Origin of the sequence: Algibacter amylolyticus, assembly GCF_014202225.1 — a bacterium.
Classification (GTDB): Bacteria; Bacteroidota; Bacteroidia; order Flavobacteriales; family Flavobacteriaceae; genus Algibacter_B; species Algibacter_B amylolyticus.
The window spans coordinates 733,566-751,277 of record NZ_JACHGE010000001.1 but is presented as its reverse complement, the minus strand read 5'-3'; the positions used below and the strand labels follow the sequence as shown (position 1 = coordinate 751,277).

General features: G+C 32.8%; 17 protein-coding genes. 6 read left to right on the top strand and 11 right to left on the bottom strand.

Annotated features, from left to right (window positions below):
- Position 1: 1 nt before the first annotated feature.
- From porG to HNQ90_RS03150, 3 genes are all read right to left on the bottom strand, one after another.
- Positions 2 to 688, bottom strand: coding sequence for a type IX secretion system protein PorG (gene porG, locus HNQ90_RS03160; protein WP_144115188.1), 687 nt, complete (start codon positions 686 to 688; stop codon positions 2 to 4).
- A 373-nt stretch (positions 689 to 1,061) separates the two neighbouring features.
- Positions 1,062 to 1,949, bottom strand: a complete 888-nt coding sequence (locus HNQ90_RS03155; protein ID WP_144115187.1) for an NAD kinase — start codon at positions 1,947 to 1,949, stop codon at positions 1,062 to 1,064.
- A gap of 9 nt (positions 1,950 to 1,958) precedes the next feature.
- Positions 1,959 to 2,618 carry a CBS domain-containing protein gene (locus HNQ90_RS03150; RefSeq protein ID WP_144115186.1) on the bottom strand — a complete coding sequence of 220 codons (660 nt, stop codon included), beginning with the start codon at positions 2,616 to 2,618 and terminating at the stop codon, positions 1,959 to 1,961.
- 225 nt (positions 2,619 to 2,843) lie between these two features.
- Here HNQ90_RS03150 and HNQ90_RS03145 point away from each other — a divergent pair, with 225 nt between their 5' ends.
- The 6 genes from HNQ90_RS03145 (at position 2,844) to clpX (ending at position 8,285) form a co-directional block, all read left to right on the top strand.
- On the top strand, positions 2,844 to 3,557 hold the full coding sequence (locus tag HNQ90_RS03145; RefSeq protein ID WP_144115185.1) for a pyridoxine 5'-phosphate synthase: 714 nt from the start codon (positions 2,844 to 2,846) through the stop codon (positions 3,555 to 3,557).
- Positions 3,557 to 4,327, top strand: a complete 771-nt coding sequence (locus HNQ90_RS03140; protein ID WP_144115184.1) for an alpha/beta fold hydrolase — start codon at positions 3,557 to 3,559, stop codon at positions 4,325 to 4,327. Before HNQ90_RS03145 ends, HNQ90_RS03140 begins: the two co-directional genes overlap by 1 nt.
- Before the next feature lie 10 nt (positions 4,328 to 4,337).
- A complete protein-coding gene (locus tag HNQ90_RS03135; RefSeq protein WP_144115183.1) occupies positions 4,338 to 4,685 on the top strand; it encodes a phage holin family protein in 348 nt (115 codons plus the stop codon).
- Positions 4,686 to 4,836: 151 nt separating this feature from the next.
- A complete protein-coding gene (gene tig / locus HNQ90_RS03130) occupies positions 4,837 to 6,165 on the top strand; it encodes a trigger factor (RefSeq protein ID WP_144115182.1) in 1,329 nt (442 codons plus the stop codon).
- 141 nt (positions 6,166 to 6,306) lie between these two features.
- Complete coding sequence (gene clpP / locus HNQ90_RS03125) at positions 6,307 to 6,981, top strand: ATP-dependent Clp endopeptidase proteolytic subunit ClpP (protein ID WP_092848401.1); 675 nt, start codon at positions 6,307 to 6,309, stop codon at positions 6,979 to 6,981.
- Positions 6,982 to 7,052: 71 nt separating this feature from the next.
- Entirely contained in the window at positions 7,053 to 8,285 is a 1,233-nt protein-coding gene (gene clpX, locus HNQ90_RS03120; protein ID WP_144115181.1) for an ATP-dependent Clp protease ATP-binding subunit ClpX, read from the top strand.
- A gap of 171 nt (positions 8,286 to 8,456) precedes the next feature.
- Here the strand turns inward: clpX and HNQ90_RS03115 are convergent, their stop codons facing one another.
- The 8 genes from HNQ90_RS03115 to HNQ90_RS03080 all read right to left on the bottom strand — a co-directional run bounded on the left by HNQ90_RS03115 (position 8,457) and on the right by HNQ90_RS03080 (position 17,662).
- Positions 8,457 to 10,991, bottom strand: a complete 2,535-nt coding sequence (locus tag HNQ90_RS03115) for a T9SS type A sorting domain-containing protein (protein ID WP_144115180.1) — start codon at positions 10,989 to 10,991, stop codon at positions 8,457 to 8,459.
- Between the two features lie 28 nt (positions 10,992 to 11,019).
- The gene (locus HNQ90_RS03110) at positions 11,020 to 11,523 is read right to left on the bottom strand and encodes a hypothetical protein (protein ID WP_144115179.1); all 504 of its coding nucleotides are present in this window, start codon (positions 11,521 to 11,523) and stop codon (positions 11,020 to 11,022) included.
- A 33-nt stretch (positions 11,524 to 11,556) separates the two neighbouring features.
- Complete coding sequence (locus HNQ90_RS03105; RefSeq protein WP_144115178.1) at positions 11,557 to 12,147, bottom strand: Riean_0653 family protein; 591 nt, start codon at positions 12,145 to 12,147, stop codon at positions 11,557 to 11,559.
- A complete protein-coding gene (locus tag HNQ90_RS03100) occupies positions 12,125 to 12,376 on the bottom strand; it encodes a hypothetical protein (RefSeq protein WP_144115177.1) in 252 nt (83 codons plus the stop codon). Before HNQ90_RS03100 ends, HNQ90_RS03105 begins: the two co-directional genes overlap by 23 nt.
- 14 nt (positions 12,377 to 12,390) lie before the next feature.
- Positions 12,391 to 12,906 carry a Riean_0653 family protein gene (locus HNQ90_RS03095; protein WP_144115176.1) on the bottom strand — a complete coding sequence of 172 codons (516 nt, stop codon included), beginning with the start codon at positions 12,904 to 12,906 and terminating at the stop codon, positions 12,391 to 12,393.
- A 523-nt stretch (positions 12,907 to 13,429) separates the two neighbouring features.
- A complete protein-coding gene (locus HNQ90_RS03090) occupies positions 13,430 to 15,052 on the bottom strand; it encodes an OmpA family protein (RefSeq protein ID WP_144115175.1) in 1,623 nt (540 codons plus the stop codon).
- Positions 15,053 to 15,488: 436 nt separating this feature from the next.
- Complete coding sequence (locus HNQ90_RS03085) at positions 15,489 to 17,036, bottom strand: Rne/Rng family ribonuclease (protein WP_144115174.1); 1,548 nt, start codon at positions 17,034 to 17,036, stop codon at positions 15,489 to 15,491.
- Between the two features lie 335 nt (positions 17,037 to 17,371).
- Entirely contained in the window at positions 17,372 to 17,662 is a 291-nt protein-coding gene (locus HNQ90_RS03080) for an HU family DNA-binding protein (RefSeq protein WP_055442767.1), read from the bottom strand.
- Positions 17,663 to 17,712 lie beyond the last annotated feature (50 nt).

Here is a 17,712-nt window from a genome sequence, read left to right as displayed (position 1 = left end):
TTTAATCTATGCAATAGCAAGGGTTTTCTCCAAATGTATAGGTAAGTGTAATTCCTGTAAACATATACCAATCATTATTATTTATATTTCCAAAACGAAATTGCTCTAAGGATCCAGAATCTGGCATACTACCATCCAACTCGTCTGAAAATGTATATCGTGCTCCTACTTCCAGACCCAAGATAAAGTTTTCCAATACATTGGTTTTAAAACCTAATGCCATTGGAATACCAAATGCCCAGCTTGAGGTATCTTCGGAAGTTTGAATACCGCTTCTAAAATAAGAATTATCATGATAGGCCATTGTAATTCCAGAAAACAGATACGGCGTTCCTAATCTTTTACCTGAATGTAAGTTAAAATCTATAAAGGTAAGCTCCATACCTAAAGACAACTCTGTAATTTTAGTTGAAAACTCGTAACCACGCTGAATACGCCTAGGATCGTCTGAGTTAGTATCTACACCTTCTAAATCGCTAAAAATTATTGAGGCGCGATACGAGTGCCTTTTACTTCTATTCCATCTATACATACCACCAATGGCTAATTGGTTTGGCGATATATAATCGGTAGCACCAACGTCTCCAATAAAATTACTTCCTCCTAAAAAAACACCAATTTCGTTAATTTGTGCGCTGCTTAGTTGGATGCATAAGATGCTTAATATCAATATGGTTAAATGCCTCATAAATATTCAAAAGTTTGCAAATATAATTAAATAACATTAGCTCATTATAATTTGAGCCTATTTGTATGGGTTTAAAACAGAAAATCTCTTAAATTATTGCTTTTTATTGAAACGAATATTGAAGACTATAAGTACTTTCTGATAGATTATTGGTATTAGATTTTAAAACAACGTGTTATTTAATTTGCATATAGAAACTGACTTATGGTTTTACTCCCAAAATTAGCGTACAGGTTTGCGTTAGGGATTGTACTGAAAAGCCCACAGCCCGAAGCAGGAGGTGCGAGGACTTGTAAGGGAAAGCCCGACCGCTTGTCCTGAGCGGAGTCGAAGGGTGTGGCGACCTTCCTGCCGGCAGGCAGGCGCCCAAAACTTATTTATTACGTTTATCTTCGCCCCAAAGGAGCTTTTTTCGGAGGGTGTCTAGAAAGCTTTCGTCTAATAAATCGATCATTTTAATTTTAAAATCGGCTTTCTTAATTTTAATAAGCGTTCCATTATCTAAAGTTGCAATTCTAGAGTCTAGAGATATTAAATGTTGTTTTTCGCGACCATGAACTCTTAAATGCACCTCGGTTGAATCTGGGATAACAAGCGGGCGCGCACTTAAATTATGTGGTGCTATTGGAGTTAACACAAAACTACTTGAACCTGGTGTTATTACGGGTCCGCCGCAACTTAACGAGTAGCCTGTTGAACCTGTTGGTGTGGATACAATTAAACCATCGCTCCAATAGGAATTTAAAAATTCATCGTCTAAATAAGTATCGATAGTTATCATTGCCGTGGTGTTTTTACGACTTACCGATATTTCGTTTAGTGCAAAACTCATGGCCTCGATATCTTTATTGCCCGACGATGTTTCGACGGTTAATAAACTGCGTTCGGATATGCGATATTTACCATCGATTATATTTTGAATGGCTTTTTCGATTGCATCTACTTGAATGGTTGCCAAAAAACCTAAACGACCTGTATTTATTCCAATAATTGGAATACCCATATCTTTTACAAACATGGTCGCTCTTAAGATGGTTCCATCGCCACCTATACTTACCAGAAGATCGAAACTTGGATCGAGTTCTGTAAAGGTTTTATATTTGTGATAATCCTCAATAGCATGAGACTCCTTATCTATTAATTTATGAAATTCAGTTTCGATATAAGCTTCGATACCTTGGTTTTCAAGATAATTAAATAGGGTTTCAACAGATTTTGGTGTTGTGGTATTATAATATCTTCCGAAAATGGCAACCTTCATAAATTAAAATTACATGTTTAAATATTTGTTTAAATAATCTGATCGCTCCTTTAAGGTTTCAATATAACCATCTTCTTCGTGGCCAGACACTATATTATAGCTGTACCTACGAAAGGTTTGAATAATTTCGTTTAGTCCAGTGTTTCCTATTTTTAAAGTGACTTGAACTAGGTCGGTATTCATTTTAGAAACAAAGGCTCCTAATAGTTTACCATCGTTAGACTCTACAATCTGGCTAATTTCGCTAAACGAATAATCGTTAATTCCTTTTTCGACTACTAGAATACCTCCTGCTTCAGAGAAAAAAGGAGATTCGCTAAATAAACTAATTACGTCGTTAAGTTCATAATAGCCTAAATACTCGTTTTGCTCATTTAAAACTGGCATAATATTGGCCGAATTTACCGCAAAGGCTTCTAAAACATCTAACCAAAGAGTGTTGCTTCTAACATAAAAATCTTCTAAAGCATACAAATAGGTTTCAATAGCTTTTTCACTATCAAAACAATGCGCATCAGTATCTGAAAAACAGCCCATATAGGCACCATTTTCGTTTTTAACCGGAATATGCGAGTACGTAAGCTGATTAAACAATTGTTTTAAATCGCTTGTTTCACTCTGGTTGCTTAATGGCGTTATGTCGTTTATAATAAGCTCTGAAAGTTTCATTTTGTAACTCCTATTTTATTAATACTATAAAATGTATTTGATTTACACTGATAAATTCTAACTGTAATTTATTGAAAAGCGTATTTTGTTGCAATCCTTTATAGAACTGCAAATTAATCAAAAAAATAGTATCTATGGCTGTTCTACTTTGTATTTTTGTACAATTAATTTGAGGTTTTCTTAAATTAAAAAATTTCAAATACATTCTATTTTAAAATTTGTTAGATGACTAAGTTAAGTGTTAATATTAATAAAATTGCGACTTTAAGAAATTCTAGAGGTGGCGATGTGCCTAATGTTGTTGAATTTGCAAAAGATGTACAGCGTTTTGGCGCCGAAGGTGTTACCATACACCCAAGACCAGACGAAAGACATATTCGTTATCAAGATGCACGCGATTTAAAACCGGAGGTTTACACAGAATATAATATTGAAGGCAACCCTATTGAATCTTTTATGAATTTGGTTTTAGAGGTTAAACCAACACAGGTTACTTTAGTGCCAGATGCGGTTGATGCTATAACTAGTAACGCTGGTTGGGACACCATTAAACATAAAGATTTCCTGGTTGATGTTATTAAGGAATTCCAAAACAACGGCATAAGAACTTCCATTTTTGTAGATCCTATTTTAGAGCAAATTGAAGGCGCTAAAGCCACCGGAACCGATAGAATTGAATTATACACCGAAGCCTTTGCACACCAATACAGTTTAGGAATTAAAGATGATATTGCGCCCTACATTGAAAGCTCTAAATTAGCAAATAGCTTAGGTTTAGGTATTAATGCAGGCCATGATTTATCTTTAGATAACATCCAGTTTTTTAAAGAAAATATTCCTGGTTTATTAGAAGTATCTATAGGACACGCTTTAATTGCTGAAAGTTTATACTTAGGTATCGAGAACGTTATACAAATGTATTTACATAAATTAAAATAATGCTTTTACACTCAAACATTTTAGGAGAAGGAAAACCATTTATTATTCTTCATGGCTTTTTAGGCATGAGCGATAACTGGAAAACCCTAGGAACTCAATTTAGCGAACTTGGTTACCAAGTGCATTTAGTAGACCAACGTAATCATGGTCGTAGTTTCCATGATGATGCTTTTAATTATGAGGTTTTAGCCGAAGATTTAAAGCAGTATTGTGATGCACATAATTTATCTAATATTGTTTTACTAGGTCATTCTATGGGAGGCAAAACAGCCATGTTATTTTCTACAATATACCCAGAACTAGTTTCAAAACTAATAGTTGCCGATATTTCTCCTAGATTCTACCCAGTACATCATGATGCTATTCTAGAAGGCTTAAGCGCTTTAAATTTCGATACTATTAAATCTAGAACCGAAGCAGACAAAGCTTTAAGTCGTTACGTTTCCGACGTTGGAACACGTATGTTTTTACTAAAAAACCTATACTGGATTGAAAAAGGAAAATTGGCTTTACGAATTAACTTAGAGGTTTTAAAACAAGAAGTTGCCGAGGTTGGCGAATCCTTACCTAGTTACGCCAGGTTTGAAAAAGACACTGTGTTTTTACGCGGAGATCGATCTGAATATATTGGTGTTGGCGATGAAGCAATAATTAAAAATCATTTCCCAAAGGCTGATATTACTACCATCTCCAACGCTGGACATTGGTTACACGCCGAAAACCCTAAAGATTTTTCGAAAGCTGTAATTAATTTTGTAAATTCAAATTAAAATATCAATTATGAATTTAATTTTAAGACTATTACTAAATGCCGTAGCTGTATTTGCTTTGGCTAACCTATTATCTGGTGTGCAAGTAGATGGTTATGTAACTGCAATTATTGTAGCAGTCGTACTATCTATCTTAAACCTTTTAGTTAAACCACTATTGGTCCTTTTAACTTTACCTGCAACCATACTAACTTTAGGATTATTTCTATTAGTTATTAATGGGGTAATGATACTTTTAGCAGATGAATTTATTGATGGATTTTCTGTAGATAGCATTTGGTGGGCCATCCTGTTTAGCATCTTACTATCTATACTTCAATCAATTTTACAGTCTTTACTTCAAACCGATAAAAAGTAGTTAAACAGCTATTGTAAATCAAGTAATTAAAAACTTTGTTAGGATGTAAAAATATACTATTTTTGCATCCCAATTTTGGTAACAAAAATTGCAGGTTTTAAAACAAACCTTTATTGTTAAATGCCTGATTTAAGGCTTTATATCATTTAAAATGAATATTACAAGAGAAAACGTTGATGCATTAAATGCTGTAGTAAAAGTAGATATCGCTAAAGAAGATTATAGCGATAAGGTTGAAAAAATATTGGTAGATTACCGTAAAACAGCAAACATTCCTGGATTTAGAAAAGGACATGTGCCAATGGGTATGGTAAAAAAACAATACGGTAAAGCTGTTTTAGTTGACGAAGTTAACAAACTATTACAAGATGCTTTAAACAAGTATTTAACTGAAGAAAAATTAGATGTTCTTGGACAACCATTACCAAAAACTCAAGATGAGATTGATTGGAATGCTGATAAATTTTCATTTGAATTTGAATTGGGTCTTGCACCAGAATTTGAAGTTGAATTAAAAGGCAAAAAAGCAATCACACAATACAACATTGTTGCTGATGATAAAATGATTGATGAGCAAATTGAACGTATTCAAAAACAATACGGAAAATTAGTATCTCAAGATGTTGTTGAAGCAGATAGCGAAATCACTGGAGCTTACACAAACGAAGAAAAAGAAATAAACAACACTGTAACACTAACATTAGATAAATTTAAAGGCAAATCAACTGCAAAACAATTTATTGGTGCTAAAGCTGGCGATGTTATTACATTAAAAACTAAAGGTCTTTTTGAAGATGATCACGATTTAATGCACGCCTTAAAACTAGGTCATGATGATGTTCACGGTTTAGATATTGAAGTAAACTTTACAATTACTGAAATTAACAAACGTGAGTTAGCAGATTTAGATCAAGAGTTATTTGATAAACTTTTTGGTAAAGATGGAGTAACCTCTGTAAGCGAGCTTAAAGCAAAAATTAAAGAAGATGCTGAAAAGCAATTCGTGCAACAAGCCGATCAAAAGTTACTAAACGACGTTACTGAGTATTTAGTAGAAAACACAAAATTCGATTTACCTGCAGAATTTTTAACGAAGTGGATGCAAACTGCTGGCGAAAAAGAAATGGATGCAGAACAAGCTAAAGAAGAATACGAAAAGTCTGAAAAAAGCTTACGTTACCAGTTAATTGAAGGTAAATTAATCGAAGCTAACAATGTGCAAGTAACCATGGAAGACATTAAAGGTCATGCCAGAGAAATGATTAAAGGTCAAATGGCTCAATTTGGTCAAATGAACCCTTCTGATAAAGAATTAGATGATATTGCTGCACGTGTATTAGGAAATCAAGATGAGGCACGTCGTATCTCAGAGCAGTTAGTAAGTCAAAAATTACTAAATGTTTATAAAGAAAAAGCAAATCTTAAGGTTAAAGAATTAAGTTACGAAAACTTTGTTAAAGAAGTGTACGGCGACAAATAAATAAATTAAAATTGCTTATATTTAAGCGCTTAAATCTGCGGGTTTAAGCGCTTTTTTATTCAAAAAGAAGTTTTAATTTAATTTTCATAAGCTCACTTACATGTAAGTCAAGAGTTTAGCACATAAAATTTAGAAAAGATTATGGATTACGCTAAAGAATTTGAAAAATTCGCGATAAAAGATCAAGGGATAAGCAGTACGTATTACAATAAGATTATTAGTAGCATGTACCCTACCAACTTAACACCAAACATTATAGAAGAACGCCAAATGAATATTGCCGTTTTTGATGTGTTTTCGCGTCTAATGATGGATAGAATTATTTTTCTTGGCACCGGAATTAATGATCAAGTAGCCAATATTGTACAAGCTCAACTTTTGTTTTTAGAAAGTACAGATGCGAACAAGGATATTCAAATCTACATTAATTCTCCAGGAGGTAGCGTTTATGCAGGTTTAGGTATTTATGATACGATGCAATTTATTAAGCCAGATGTAGCCACTATTTGTACAGGAATGGCAGCTTCAATGGGAGCCGTTTTATTATGTGCAGGTGCAAAAGGTAAACGTAGTGGCTTAACACACTCTAGAGTAATGATTCACCAACCATTAGGTGGTGCACAAGGGCAAGCTAGTGATATTGAGATTACGGCTCGCGAGATTTTAATTCTTAAAGAAGAACTATATAAAATTATAAGTAAGCATTCGGGGCAGGATTACGACAAAGTATATGCAGATAGTGATAGAGACTACTGGATGAAGTCTGATAAGGCCAAAGAATACGGTATGATTGACGAAATTTTGGCTCGCAAATAAATTATTTGTAATTTTAAAGAATTGTTAGAGAGGTATTTAGAACCTTTCCCTCCAAAAAAATAATAAGATTAATGGCAAAGGAAGAATTAGAATGTTCGTTTTGCGGTCGTAAAAAACCTGAAACTAACTTGTTAATAGCAGGCTTAGATGCTCACATCTGCGATAGATGTATTGAGCAAGCACATGGTATTGTAATAGAAGAGTCTAAACAAAGTGATAGCAGCGATTTATCTGCAGAATTAAAATTACGTAAACCTCAACAAATTAAAAATTTCCTTGATGAGTATATTATTGGCCAAGGCGCTACTAAAAAAGTAATGTCTGTTGCCGTATATAATCATTACAAACGTTTACTACAACCACCTTCAAAAGATGATATTGAAATACAAAAAAGTAATATCATTATGGTTGGGCAAACTGGTACCGGAAAAACCTTAATGGCAAAAACCATTGCTAAAATGTTAAACGTGCCATTAGCTATTGTTGATGCTACTGTTTTAACCGAAGCTGGTTATGTTGGTGAAGATGTAGAAAGTATTTTAACACGTTTATTACAAGCCGCAGATTACAACTTAGAAAAAGCCGAAAAAGGCATTGTATTTATAGACGAGATCGATAAAATTGCACGTAAAAGTGATAACCCATCAATTACGCGCGATGTATCTGGTGAAGGTGTACAACAAGCCTTATTAAAACTTTTAGAAGGAACCGTTGTAAATGTTCCGCCAAAAGGAGGACGTAAACATCCAGACCAAAAATTTATAGAAGTAAATACAGAAAATATTTTATTTATTGCTGGTGGTGCTTTCGATGGTATTGATCGTGTTATCTCTAAACGATTAAACATGCAAGCGGTTGGTTACAGTGCTTCCATGTCAGATGATGTTGTAGATCAAGAACATTTACTGCAATACATTATACCAAAAGATCTAAAAGATTTCGGGTTAATTCCAGAAATTATTGGTCGTCTACCGGTTTTAACATATATGGATCCTTTGGATGCCGATACATTAAGAGCCATTTTAACAGAGCCTAAAAATGCCATTATAAAACAATACAAAAAGTTGTTTGAAATGGATGAAATAGAATTCTCTATTTCTGATGGAGCCTTAGGGTTTATAGTTGGTAAAGCTATCGAATATAAATTAGGAGCTAGAGGTTTACGTTCTTTATGCGAAGAAATTTTAACTGATGCTATGTTTGAGTTACCAAGTAGCAACGAAAAGAAATTAAATGTCACTAAGGCTTATGCCGAAGAAAAGTTAACAAAAACAACTTTAAAGAAACTGAAGGCAGTATCATAACATATTAATAATTGGGGCGTTACCTATATCCTGAATTTAGTTCAGGATATAGGTCGCGCTTTCCACTATATCTTTTAAATAGAAAAAACTGCCCAAAAGCAGTTTTTTCTATTTAAAAGGATGCCGTTTCAATCCCTAACGCAAAAAAAGCGATTTGTAACTTAAAACAGCTTAATGTTTAATAATAAAACTCTTTGTGACTTTCTCCTCTCCATCAGATAACATTAATATATAAAAACCTTCTTTAAGGTTTTCTGTTCCAATGTTTACAGATTTGCCTTTATGTTGTTTTGAATATAGTTTATATCCATAAACATCATAGATTTCATAATTTAAATTTATTTCATCTTTAGATTTTTTACTCGATTCATCTTCAGAAACTATGGTAGTAAGAATATTTATCTCTGAACTTGCAGGATTAGGAGAAATTCTAGCACTATATGGTGGTTGGTTAGTAAATGTTCCACATTTTTTAATAGGCTCATCATAAAAACTTCCTTTAGAACCGCAACTATTGGTTATGGTAACAAATAGTTCGAAAGAATTAGATTGATAAAATTTTGGTAATTCTACATTTAGCGTGTTACCATTTGGATAAAAATTCGCTCCCGAGATTGGGAAGTAACTCCAATTTATTGAAGCATCAGGATCATTAGTATTGGCTTCAAAGTTTATGTAATGGTATTTACCTTGGCAATACTCATAGATTCTTACGATATTTATGGATGGCTTTCCTATTAAGATATTTTTATTTAAAATAATATCATTACAATCAGTATATATTGTACTTGTTAATGTTGCCTCGCCAGAGAAACTGCCATTTGGAGTAATAGTGACACTGCCATCATTATTAGATATTAAATTAAAACCTCCCGCAGGAGAAATGCTCCAACTTGGTGTTATATTAGGCGATAAGTTATCTAAAATATACGTTTCAGGATTTGATTCGCATGCTTCATTTTCTCCTAGAATAGTTAAATCTAAAGTTTCAGAACAAACTATTGAAGCGCATGAATAAAATGCATTATTATCTCTAAGCTCTTCTAATAACCAATTACCATTATTTAATGTAAACTGAATATGTTGCTCATTAGCTAAATCATTAGTAAAAAAATTATCAAAAGGCGTGTTTTTTGGAGCACTGGGCGGAGATAATGGCGAGTATGTTTTATTTAAATCTCCAGCACCTATAGTTTGGTTACCACTGCCAATATCTAAACTACTAAAAGTAGGAATAAAATTAAATTGGCCTTCTAATAGATAGTCGTTTAAATTTGGTGGTAATGTAACTAGCTCATTAATGTCATAAATACCACCACTAACATTATCAAATGGTAACATAGTTGATGAAGAATTAATATTTTCCTCATCAATTAAATCTTCTTCAATATTTATAAACCCTAAAACTTTCTTTTTAATGAAAATTTTCCCTTTATAAATATTTTTGGATTCTTGGTTTGGGAGTGCTTTTAAATTAAACTTGGCTTTAATATCTGTATTTGTAGAGAGAAATGTAGATACTACTTTTAAAGGATTTAACGATAATGCATTAATAGTCCCTAAAGCAAAAACGGAAATCACATACGGTAAATCTATAGTTTCATTGACATCAAATAATGTAGCATTATCTGCAAAACCAACTGGTATACCACACTCAGATCCATTAGCTATAGCAATATTTCTTATACCATTTTGTTGTGGATAGCCCATGTTGCTATATTCCGTAATAAAACTATTATGCAATGTATTGTTATTTATAGACACATTATCTCCTGTACCTTGTAATTGGTAAAGCAACATCTGTTGCGCGGCAGGGGTTTGTAAAAGGGCTATTCCTTCTTCCAAGTCTGGAGCAATATCTGTAATATCAAAAATATTAACATCAAAAAGGCTAAAAAATACAGGTAAGCTAATGTTTTCTCCTACTAAATGCCTTACTAAAGCTTGATAAGCTAATGGTATATTAGCGCCTTGGTGTGGTGCATCATGGCTTATATATAATTTTGTATCATGAATTTCTGATTTGATTTCCATATCCCGCAAGGCATAGCGCGCTACCAAACCACCCATACTCATACCCATTACAACGTTTTTCTCCGTACTGCCAGCTGCGGCTTTTCTAGTATTTACGGTGTCAATTACAGCTTCTACTACTAAAGCATTACGCTGTATAAAATCGGTAGCGTTTAAAAAATCTATAAACACCAAATCATAATCTTCATCTTCGATGGCTTCATTTAAACTATAGAGTATACTTGGGTCTGGATTTATATCCACTTCGATACCTCCAGGATCATCTCTGTTGATAAAACTAAAATAATTAAACCTTCCATCTGGGTCAAAACCTTCAACCACAATCAACGGCTTGGTTAATTGGGTATGCCCAGGTGCCAGTTCTATGGTAACATTGGCTGCTCCAGAAATTCCTTGCCAAGCATCTCCAGCAATAATTTCCGGAGTAGCTCCAAAGCCATTAAACCTTGCTGCATAATTACCTTGAGGGGCAATATAATCTATCCAAATTTTAGAATGACTGTAAAGCGTAGTGCCTCCAGCATATACAAACTTTACTTTAAGTTCTTTTTCTCCTCCAGAGGTATAGGTAATTGGGTAAGTTGTATTTAAATTTATGGTTTGATACCCTGATCCATTACCAAAATCTACTTGCACTTGATTTAGCGATGCGCTAGAATTAGTATACACCATATTACTAGGTAGTTTAAACGAAAAGGTATTACCTTGCAGTTGCTTTTTTAATGGCGTTACAGCAAACACTGTTTTGGTATCGTAAGGGTTTCCCAGCTACGTCATAAATACGATCATTGCTTACGGTAACATCGCCATTGGTGTAAGCATTGGTTTTGTATTGTTGATATGTGTAATATTGGGTTGCTAAAAGCACATCTGTATTAGCATTACTTTGTTGAGACTTCAAGAAATCAAATACACTATCGGGAGCTTGCATACCAGAAGCTACATTGCCTACACGCATGGTATAAAGTGAACTGTAAAGGGATTGCCATTGCGTGTTGTCTACCAAATTAGTAGTACTTATTGTACCATTGTAAGCTTCAACTTCATTAAAACGAATCCCGAATTCCTTTAAATAACCAGTAGTGACCTTTGTTTTGTCAATATTACCGAATACGTGTTGCATACGGTTATAATAGTCGTTGTTTTGTGTGTGACCATAAAAAAAGGACATACAAAGTACTGTAAAAACGAGTAGTTTTTTCATAATAAGAATGGATTAAAGGTTAAAAAAAGTTATCTATGGAATATATTTCATATCGAAACGACCATCTGTTATATTTATGGTTTCACAATTATCTGTTACTGTTGAAAATTCAAACGTGCCTGAAACTATGTAGTTAACTCTATCAAATTTTGACAGCTTAATGCTTCCTTCATATGTATCAAGATACTCATACGAGCAGTTTACGTTGTTTAAGATTTTTCTGAATTTTGATATATAATTTGGATATGAAGTCAAATCATAACTGGTATCTATATCTAAAGGAGCTTCCAAGTTAATAGTAATATCTATATCTTCATTACTATTCTCTTCCCCCCCACCCAATTGTAAAACTCCTCCTTGGTAAATTGCTGTAATTTCTCGACTGTTTGAAACGCTTAATGGCTTTCCATTAATCAAACACCCAAATGTATTCTCCCCAGTTTGGGTCCCAAGTGGTAATTGGTCTATGGGATCTTTTGAAACATCATCATCGTTTATACAACTTGTAGTATTTAAAGTTATTAGAGGTATAATAATTAGTATTAAAATTAATTTTTTCATGGGTTTTATTTTTATTTTAAAATTAAGTAATTTCTTTAATTTAGAAATACGGGTTTTCCGCATTTGGTGTTATGTTATTGTCAAATTTAGAATTTACATCAACTAATTTAGTAGCAACATGAGCTTCAACTTCATTAAAACGAATCCCGAATTCCTTTAAATAACCAGTAGTGACCTTTGTTTTATTAATATTACCGAATATGTACTGCATACGGTTGTAATAATTGTTATTTTGTGTATGCCCATAGAAAAAGGCCATACAAAGTACTGTAAAAAAGAGTAGTTTTTTCATATTTAAAATTTAATTTATGGAGTGTATTTTACATCAAAACGTCCATTTGTGATTTTTATATCTTCACAGTTATCAGTAACAATTGAAAAACTAAATGCTCCTGAAATTATATAATTAACTTTATCTATCTTTGAAAACATAATAGATCCCTCATAAGCATCTTCTATATTATATTTACATTTATCCAAAATATTAAAATCAGTATATTTTGAAACCTCTACTAGACTGTAAGGCGTATTTTCTTCTATAGGTCCTCCAACAAACATTACTATATCTATATCTATGTTATCATTTTCTACCCCCCCTCCTAATTGTAGTTGATTTTGTTGATAAATTGCAGTTATTTTTCTAGTATTAGAGACAACAACAGGTTTTCCATTAACTAAATATCCAAATGTATTCTCACCAGTTTGAGTTTTAGGGGGTAGTTGGTCTATAGGGGCTTTTGAAACATCATCATCGTTTTTGCAACTTGTAGTGTTTAAAGTTATTAGAGGTATAACAATTAGTATTAAAATTAATTTTTTCATGGGGGTTTATTTTTATCTAAAATAAAAGTAAGAAAAAAAAAACAGCGCAGTTAATAAGTAGAAGTGCTTGTTTTATCAAATAACTCAATATTTAACATTTTTTTATTGCGGGAAAACCGTAAATAGGAACTTTGTAACATAAAAAACCACGCAAATAGCGTGGTTTTTTAGTTAGGAAAATTAATTAATAATGGATATCTATATAAAAATGTTTATGTCTGTTTCAAAACTTTTGTAAATATATATCTAATAAAGGGCTGAGCAATATCAGTTTCTTGTCTTTTAGACTATAAGATAAAATACTCGACTAAAAACTTTTTGAGCAACACGTTATCGATTTTGATGTATTTAATCGGTTTAATATGTTTTAAATAAAAACCATGATTGTACGACTAAATGTATTTGAATTAGAGCAAAGCTATTATGCTACATTAGATTTACATGAATATAGAAATAAGAATTTCAGCTGTCTGTCAGTTAGTTGAAATCAAGTCTTTATTCTTATATCTATGTTCTTAATTTTTTATTCAACAATTACAAACTCCACACGCCTGTTGGCTTGTAAATCACCATCAGAGCAGCTCGTTTTACAATCAATAAGTGGTTTAGTTTCTCCATAACCTTTAGATACTAAACGATCTTTAGAAATACCGTTTTCAATTAAATAGCTAACTGCAGATACCGCACGTTTGTTAGATAAATTTAGGTTATAAGAATCTCTACCTTTATTATCCGTATGTGCGTTAACCGCTAATTTCATGTCTGGGTTGGCCTTTAAAACTTTTATCACTTTATTTAATGATATAAACGACTCTTCCTTTACATTCCATTTATTAAAATTAAAATAGATATTTTCTAATACAATACGCATTTCATTTTCTACTTTAGCAATTACTGGTTCGGTTGTATGTAATTCAATGTCCTTTTTATAAGTGGTTTCACTGCCGCTATTGGCGAAAAACTGTACCGTAGTGTCTTTAAACCCATCTTTTTGTGTCGATATGTTATAGGATTCAAATGGTGATACATTAAAGCTAAACGTAGCATCCTCTGCAGTTATTGTTTTGTCAATTTCGTTACCTTCATCATCCTTCAATATTACTATTGTATTTGGTAATTTAATTTGCGTTTCTAAATCTAAAATTTCCCCTTTAATAAATTGAACAACTTCATTATTGATTGCCGTATAAATATCGTAACCTCCTTTACCGTTTGGTCTGTTAGAAGATACATACGCTTTATTTCTAGCCGCTAAAAAATAGGCTATTTCATCGTATACCGTATTTATAGTATTCCCCATATTTCTTGGCACCTGAAATTCATTTTTAGAGTTCTTGCTCACAAAAAGATCGTAACCGCCAATGTTTTCGTGACCTTTAGAAGAAAAATATAAGTATTTATTATCTATGGATAGAGAAGGATACTTTTCGTCGGCCACCGTATTAACGGTATTACCTAGATTTACAGGAGTTCCTAAAGTACCATCTGCGTTAATAGTTGACACATATAAATCGAACCCACCAATAGCGTCTGGGTAATTAGCCGAAAAATATAATTTATCGCCTGTGTTATTTACAAAAGGCGTTTCAATAGAAACATTAGTATCGTTAACACTTAAAAGTTGGTTATTAATCCAATTACCATGAGAGTCTTCTTCTAATTCAGCTTTGTATAGTTTAAACTCAAGTGAATTGTCTTTACTACTTCGAGTATAATAAACGGTATTTTCGTCAGGAGAAAAGGTTAATTGATCTTCGCTGGCATTGGTGTTTATAATTCTACTGAATAATAATGGCGAACTTAAAGAACCGTTTTTATCGATATCCAAACAAAATAATTCTTTAAAAGCCTCATGCGTATTAGGATCGATTTTAGCCAGTCCTCCAATTTTTTTTGAGGATACCATAATGAGTTTATTTTTAAAGAAACCTGAACCAATTTCGGCATATCGCGTACTAACACCAGCATCTAATAAATCGAAATTAAAACCGTTAGCGCTTATTGCAACTGGTTTAGCCACAGTATATGTAGGCAATGTATTTGTAGAATTGTATGGCGAGTTATTAAAAGCGATGGAATTGTTAGGGCCTTGAGCAATAATAAAATTGCATGCTAGGACAATGAAAAAACAAAGTTTAGTTTTCATTTTGAGAGGGTTTAGGATTAATTCCTCGAAATGTAATATGGAACTAAAAGAATATTAAATTTATTTGATTAAATGGTGTTTAAAATCGTTAATTACCTGTTTTAGAGGGGAATCTGACAATAAAATTGATTAATCGTATAATTATAGTAAATGGGCGAAATAGCCGCTAATACTGAACTCTAAGCCCTTATTTTATGGTGATAAGCTGTGTAAATACTAATTACTTAAGATAATTACTAAACCCGCGTTAGGGATTGCAGTGAAAAGCCCACAGCGAAGGAACGTAGCGCGGACTTGTAATGGAAAGCCCGACCCTTGTGGTAACGCCCAAATATGTTTCAAAAAATTACTTTTAAAATACGTGTGGCAATGCCTAAAGGTTTAGCTAAACTGTATAAAAAAACCCGCTAACTATAAAAGTAGCGGGTTTTTTAAATTATTTAATTTGATTACCATCTTTATCGAAAAAGTGGTACTCTAAGTATGTGTAAGCATCTCTTGGTAAAATTTTAACCCATTTTTTGTGCTCTAAAAACCATTTAGTTCGCACAGATGGAATACCTTTTGTTAAAAAGGCTGCTATAAAAGGATGTGTGTTTAATGTCAACCTTTTATAGTCTTTTTTAATTAGTCTTTCAAGATCTTGATTGATTTTTTCAATCAAACCTATTGGTGCTTCTACCTCAGAGCCATTAATAATCTCATCGGGGTTTTCCTCGCGAGTTTTAATGTTCATTTCTGGGCGAACACGCTGTCTTGTAATTTGTATCAACCCAAATTTACTTGGGGGCAATATTTTATGTTTAGCTCTATCATCTTTCATTTCATCACGAAGATGGTTGAAGAGTTTTTGCCTGTTTTCTGCACTGGTCATGTCTATAAAATCTACTACAATGATTCCGCCCATATCACGCAAGCGTAATTGACGAGCCATTTCGGTAGCAGCTATTAAGTTAACCTCTAATGCAGTATCCTCTTGATTGTTTGCTTTGTTAGATCTATTTCCGCTGTTTACATCAATAACATGAAGGGCTTCGGTATGTTCTATTACCAAATAGGCACCTTTTGCCATGGAAACGGTTTTTCCAAACGAGGTTTTAATTTGTCTTTCTATTCCGAATTTCTCGAAAATTGGGTTGTTTGACTGATACAATTTAACTATTGATTCTTTCTCTGGTGCAATTTCCTGCACGTAATCTTTAATTTGATAATACAGCGTTTCATCATCTACAGTTATTCCTGTAAAGGTATCATTGAATATATCTCGTAAAATTGACGAGGCTTTATTCATTTCTCCTAATACTTTTGTAGGATGATGCGCTTTGTGTAGCTTTTTACACATTGCCGTCCAACGACTAAGCAAATTTTGTAAATCTTTATCTAGCTCTGCTACTTTTTTGCCTTGTGCTACCGTACGTACAATAACGCCAAAACCTTGGGGAGTAATACTCTTTACCAAGCGTTTTAAACGATCTTTCTCTTCTCGATCTTCTATTTTTTGAGAAATAGATATGCGTGTAGAAAAAGGTACTAAAACAATATATCGACCAGCAATAGATAGCTCTGAGCTAATTCTAGGCCCTTTTGTTGATATAGGTTCTTTTACAATTTGTACTAATAGCGATTGATTAGATTTTAATGCGTCGGAAATTTTTCCGTCTTTATCAATATCTTTTTCAAATGGGAAATTTTTTAAAGAAAATTCCTTTAGCTTACCTGTGCTTACACGTTTTGTGAATTTTAAAAGCGAAGGTAGTTTTGGCCCTAAATCATGATAATGCAAAAATGCATCTTTCTCATAACCTACATTAACAAATGCAGCATTTAGTCCAGGAACGGCTTTTCTGATTTTGGCTATAAACACATCACCAACAGCAAAGTCGTTACTATCTTCATCTTTCTGTAATTCAATAAGTTTTCCATCTTTTAATAAGGCAAAATCAACATCGTCAGAACTAGATCGAATGATCAATTCTTTATCCATTTAGTTAATTTTTGTCCCGATAAATCGGGATGGATTAAACATTATTTTTTCACAGGATTTTAATCCGTGGAGTTCAAACAACACCCAAAAAGGGTGTTAAAAAATTATTGAACTCATTTCAATGAACTTGTTTGTTTTTTAAAACCAAAAAAAGTAGCTAATCTAACTACTTTTTTGATTTATTTTTTCTTCTTGTGACGGTTAGCGCGTCTACGTTTCTTACGTTTGTGCGTCGCTACCTTATGTCTTTTACGTTTTTTACCACTTGGCATAAATAGTGTATTTTTAAATTAATAATTCGTTTTATTACTGAACATCTTCAGCACTTAGTTACTTTATTTAACGTCTACATTTGTTTTAACGCCTTCAACAAAAACTTTTGCAGGCTTAAATGCAGGGATATTATGAGCAGGTATTTTTATAGTTGTATTTTTAGAAATGTTTCTACCCGTTTTTTCAGCTCTAGTTTTAATAATAAAGCTACCAAAACCTCTCAAATAAACATTGTCTCCACCTTCTAAAGAAGTTTTTACTTCTTCCATAAATGTTTCAACCGTTGCTTGAACATCTCCTTTTTCAATTCCTAACTTCTCAGAAATTTTTGCTACTAAATCAGCCTTCGTCATTTTAATATATTATTTTTTTGTTACTAATAATTCTAAAAGGGATGCAAATA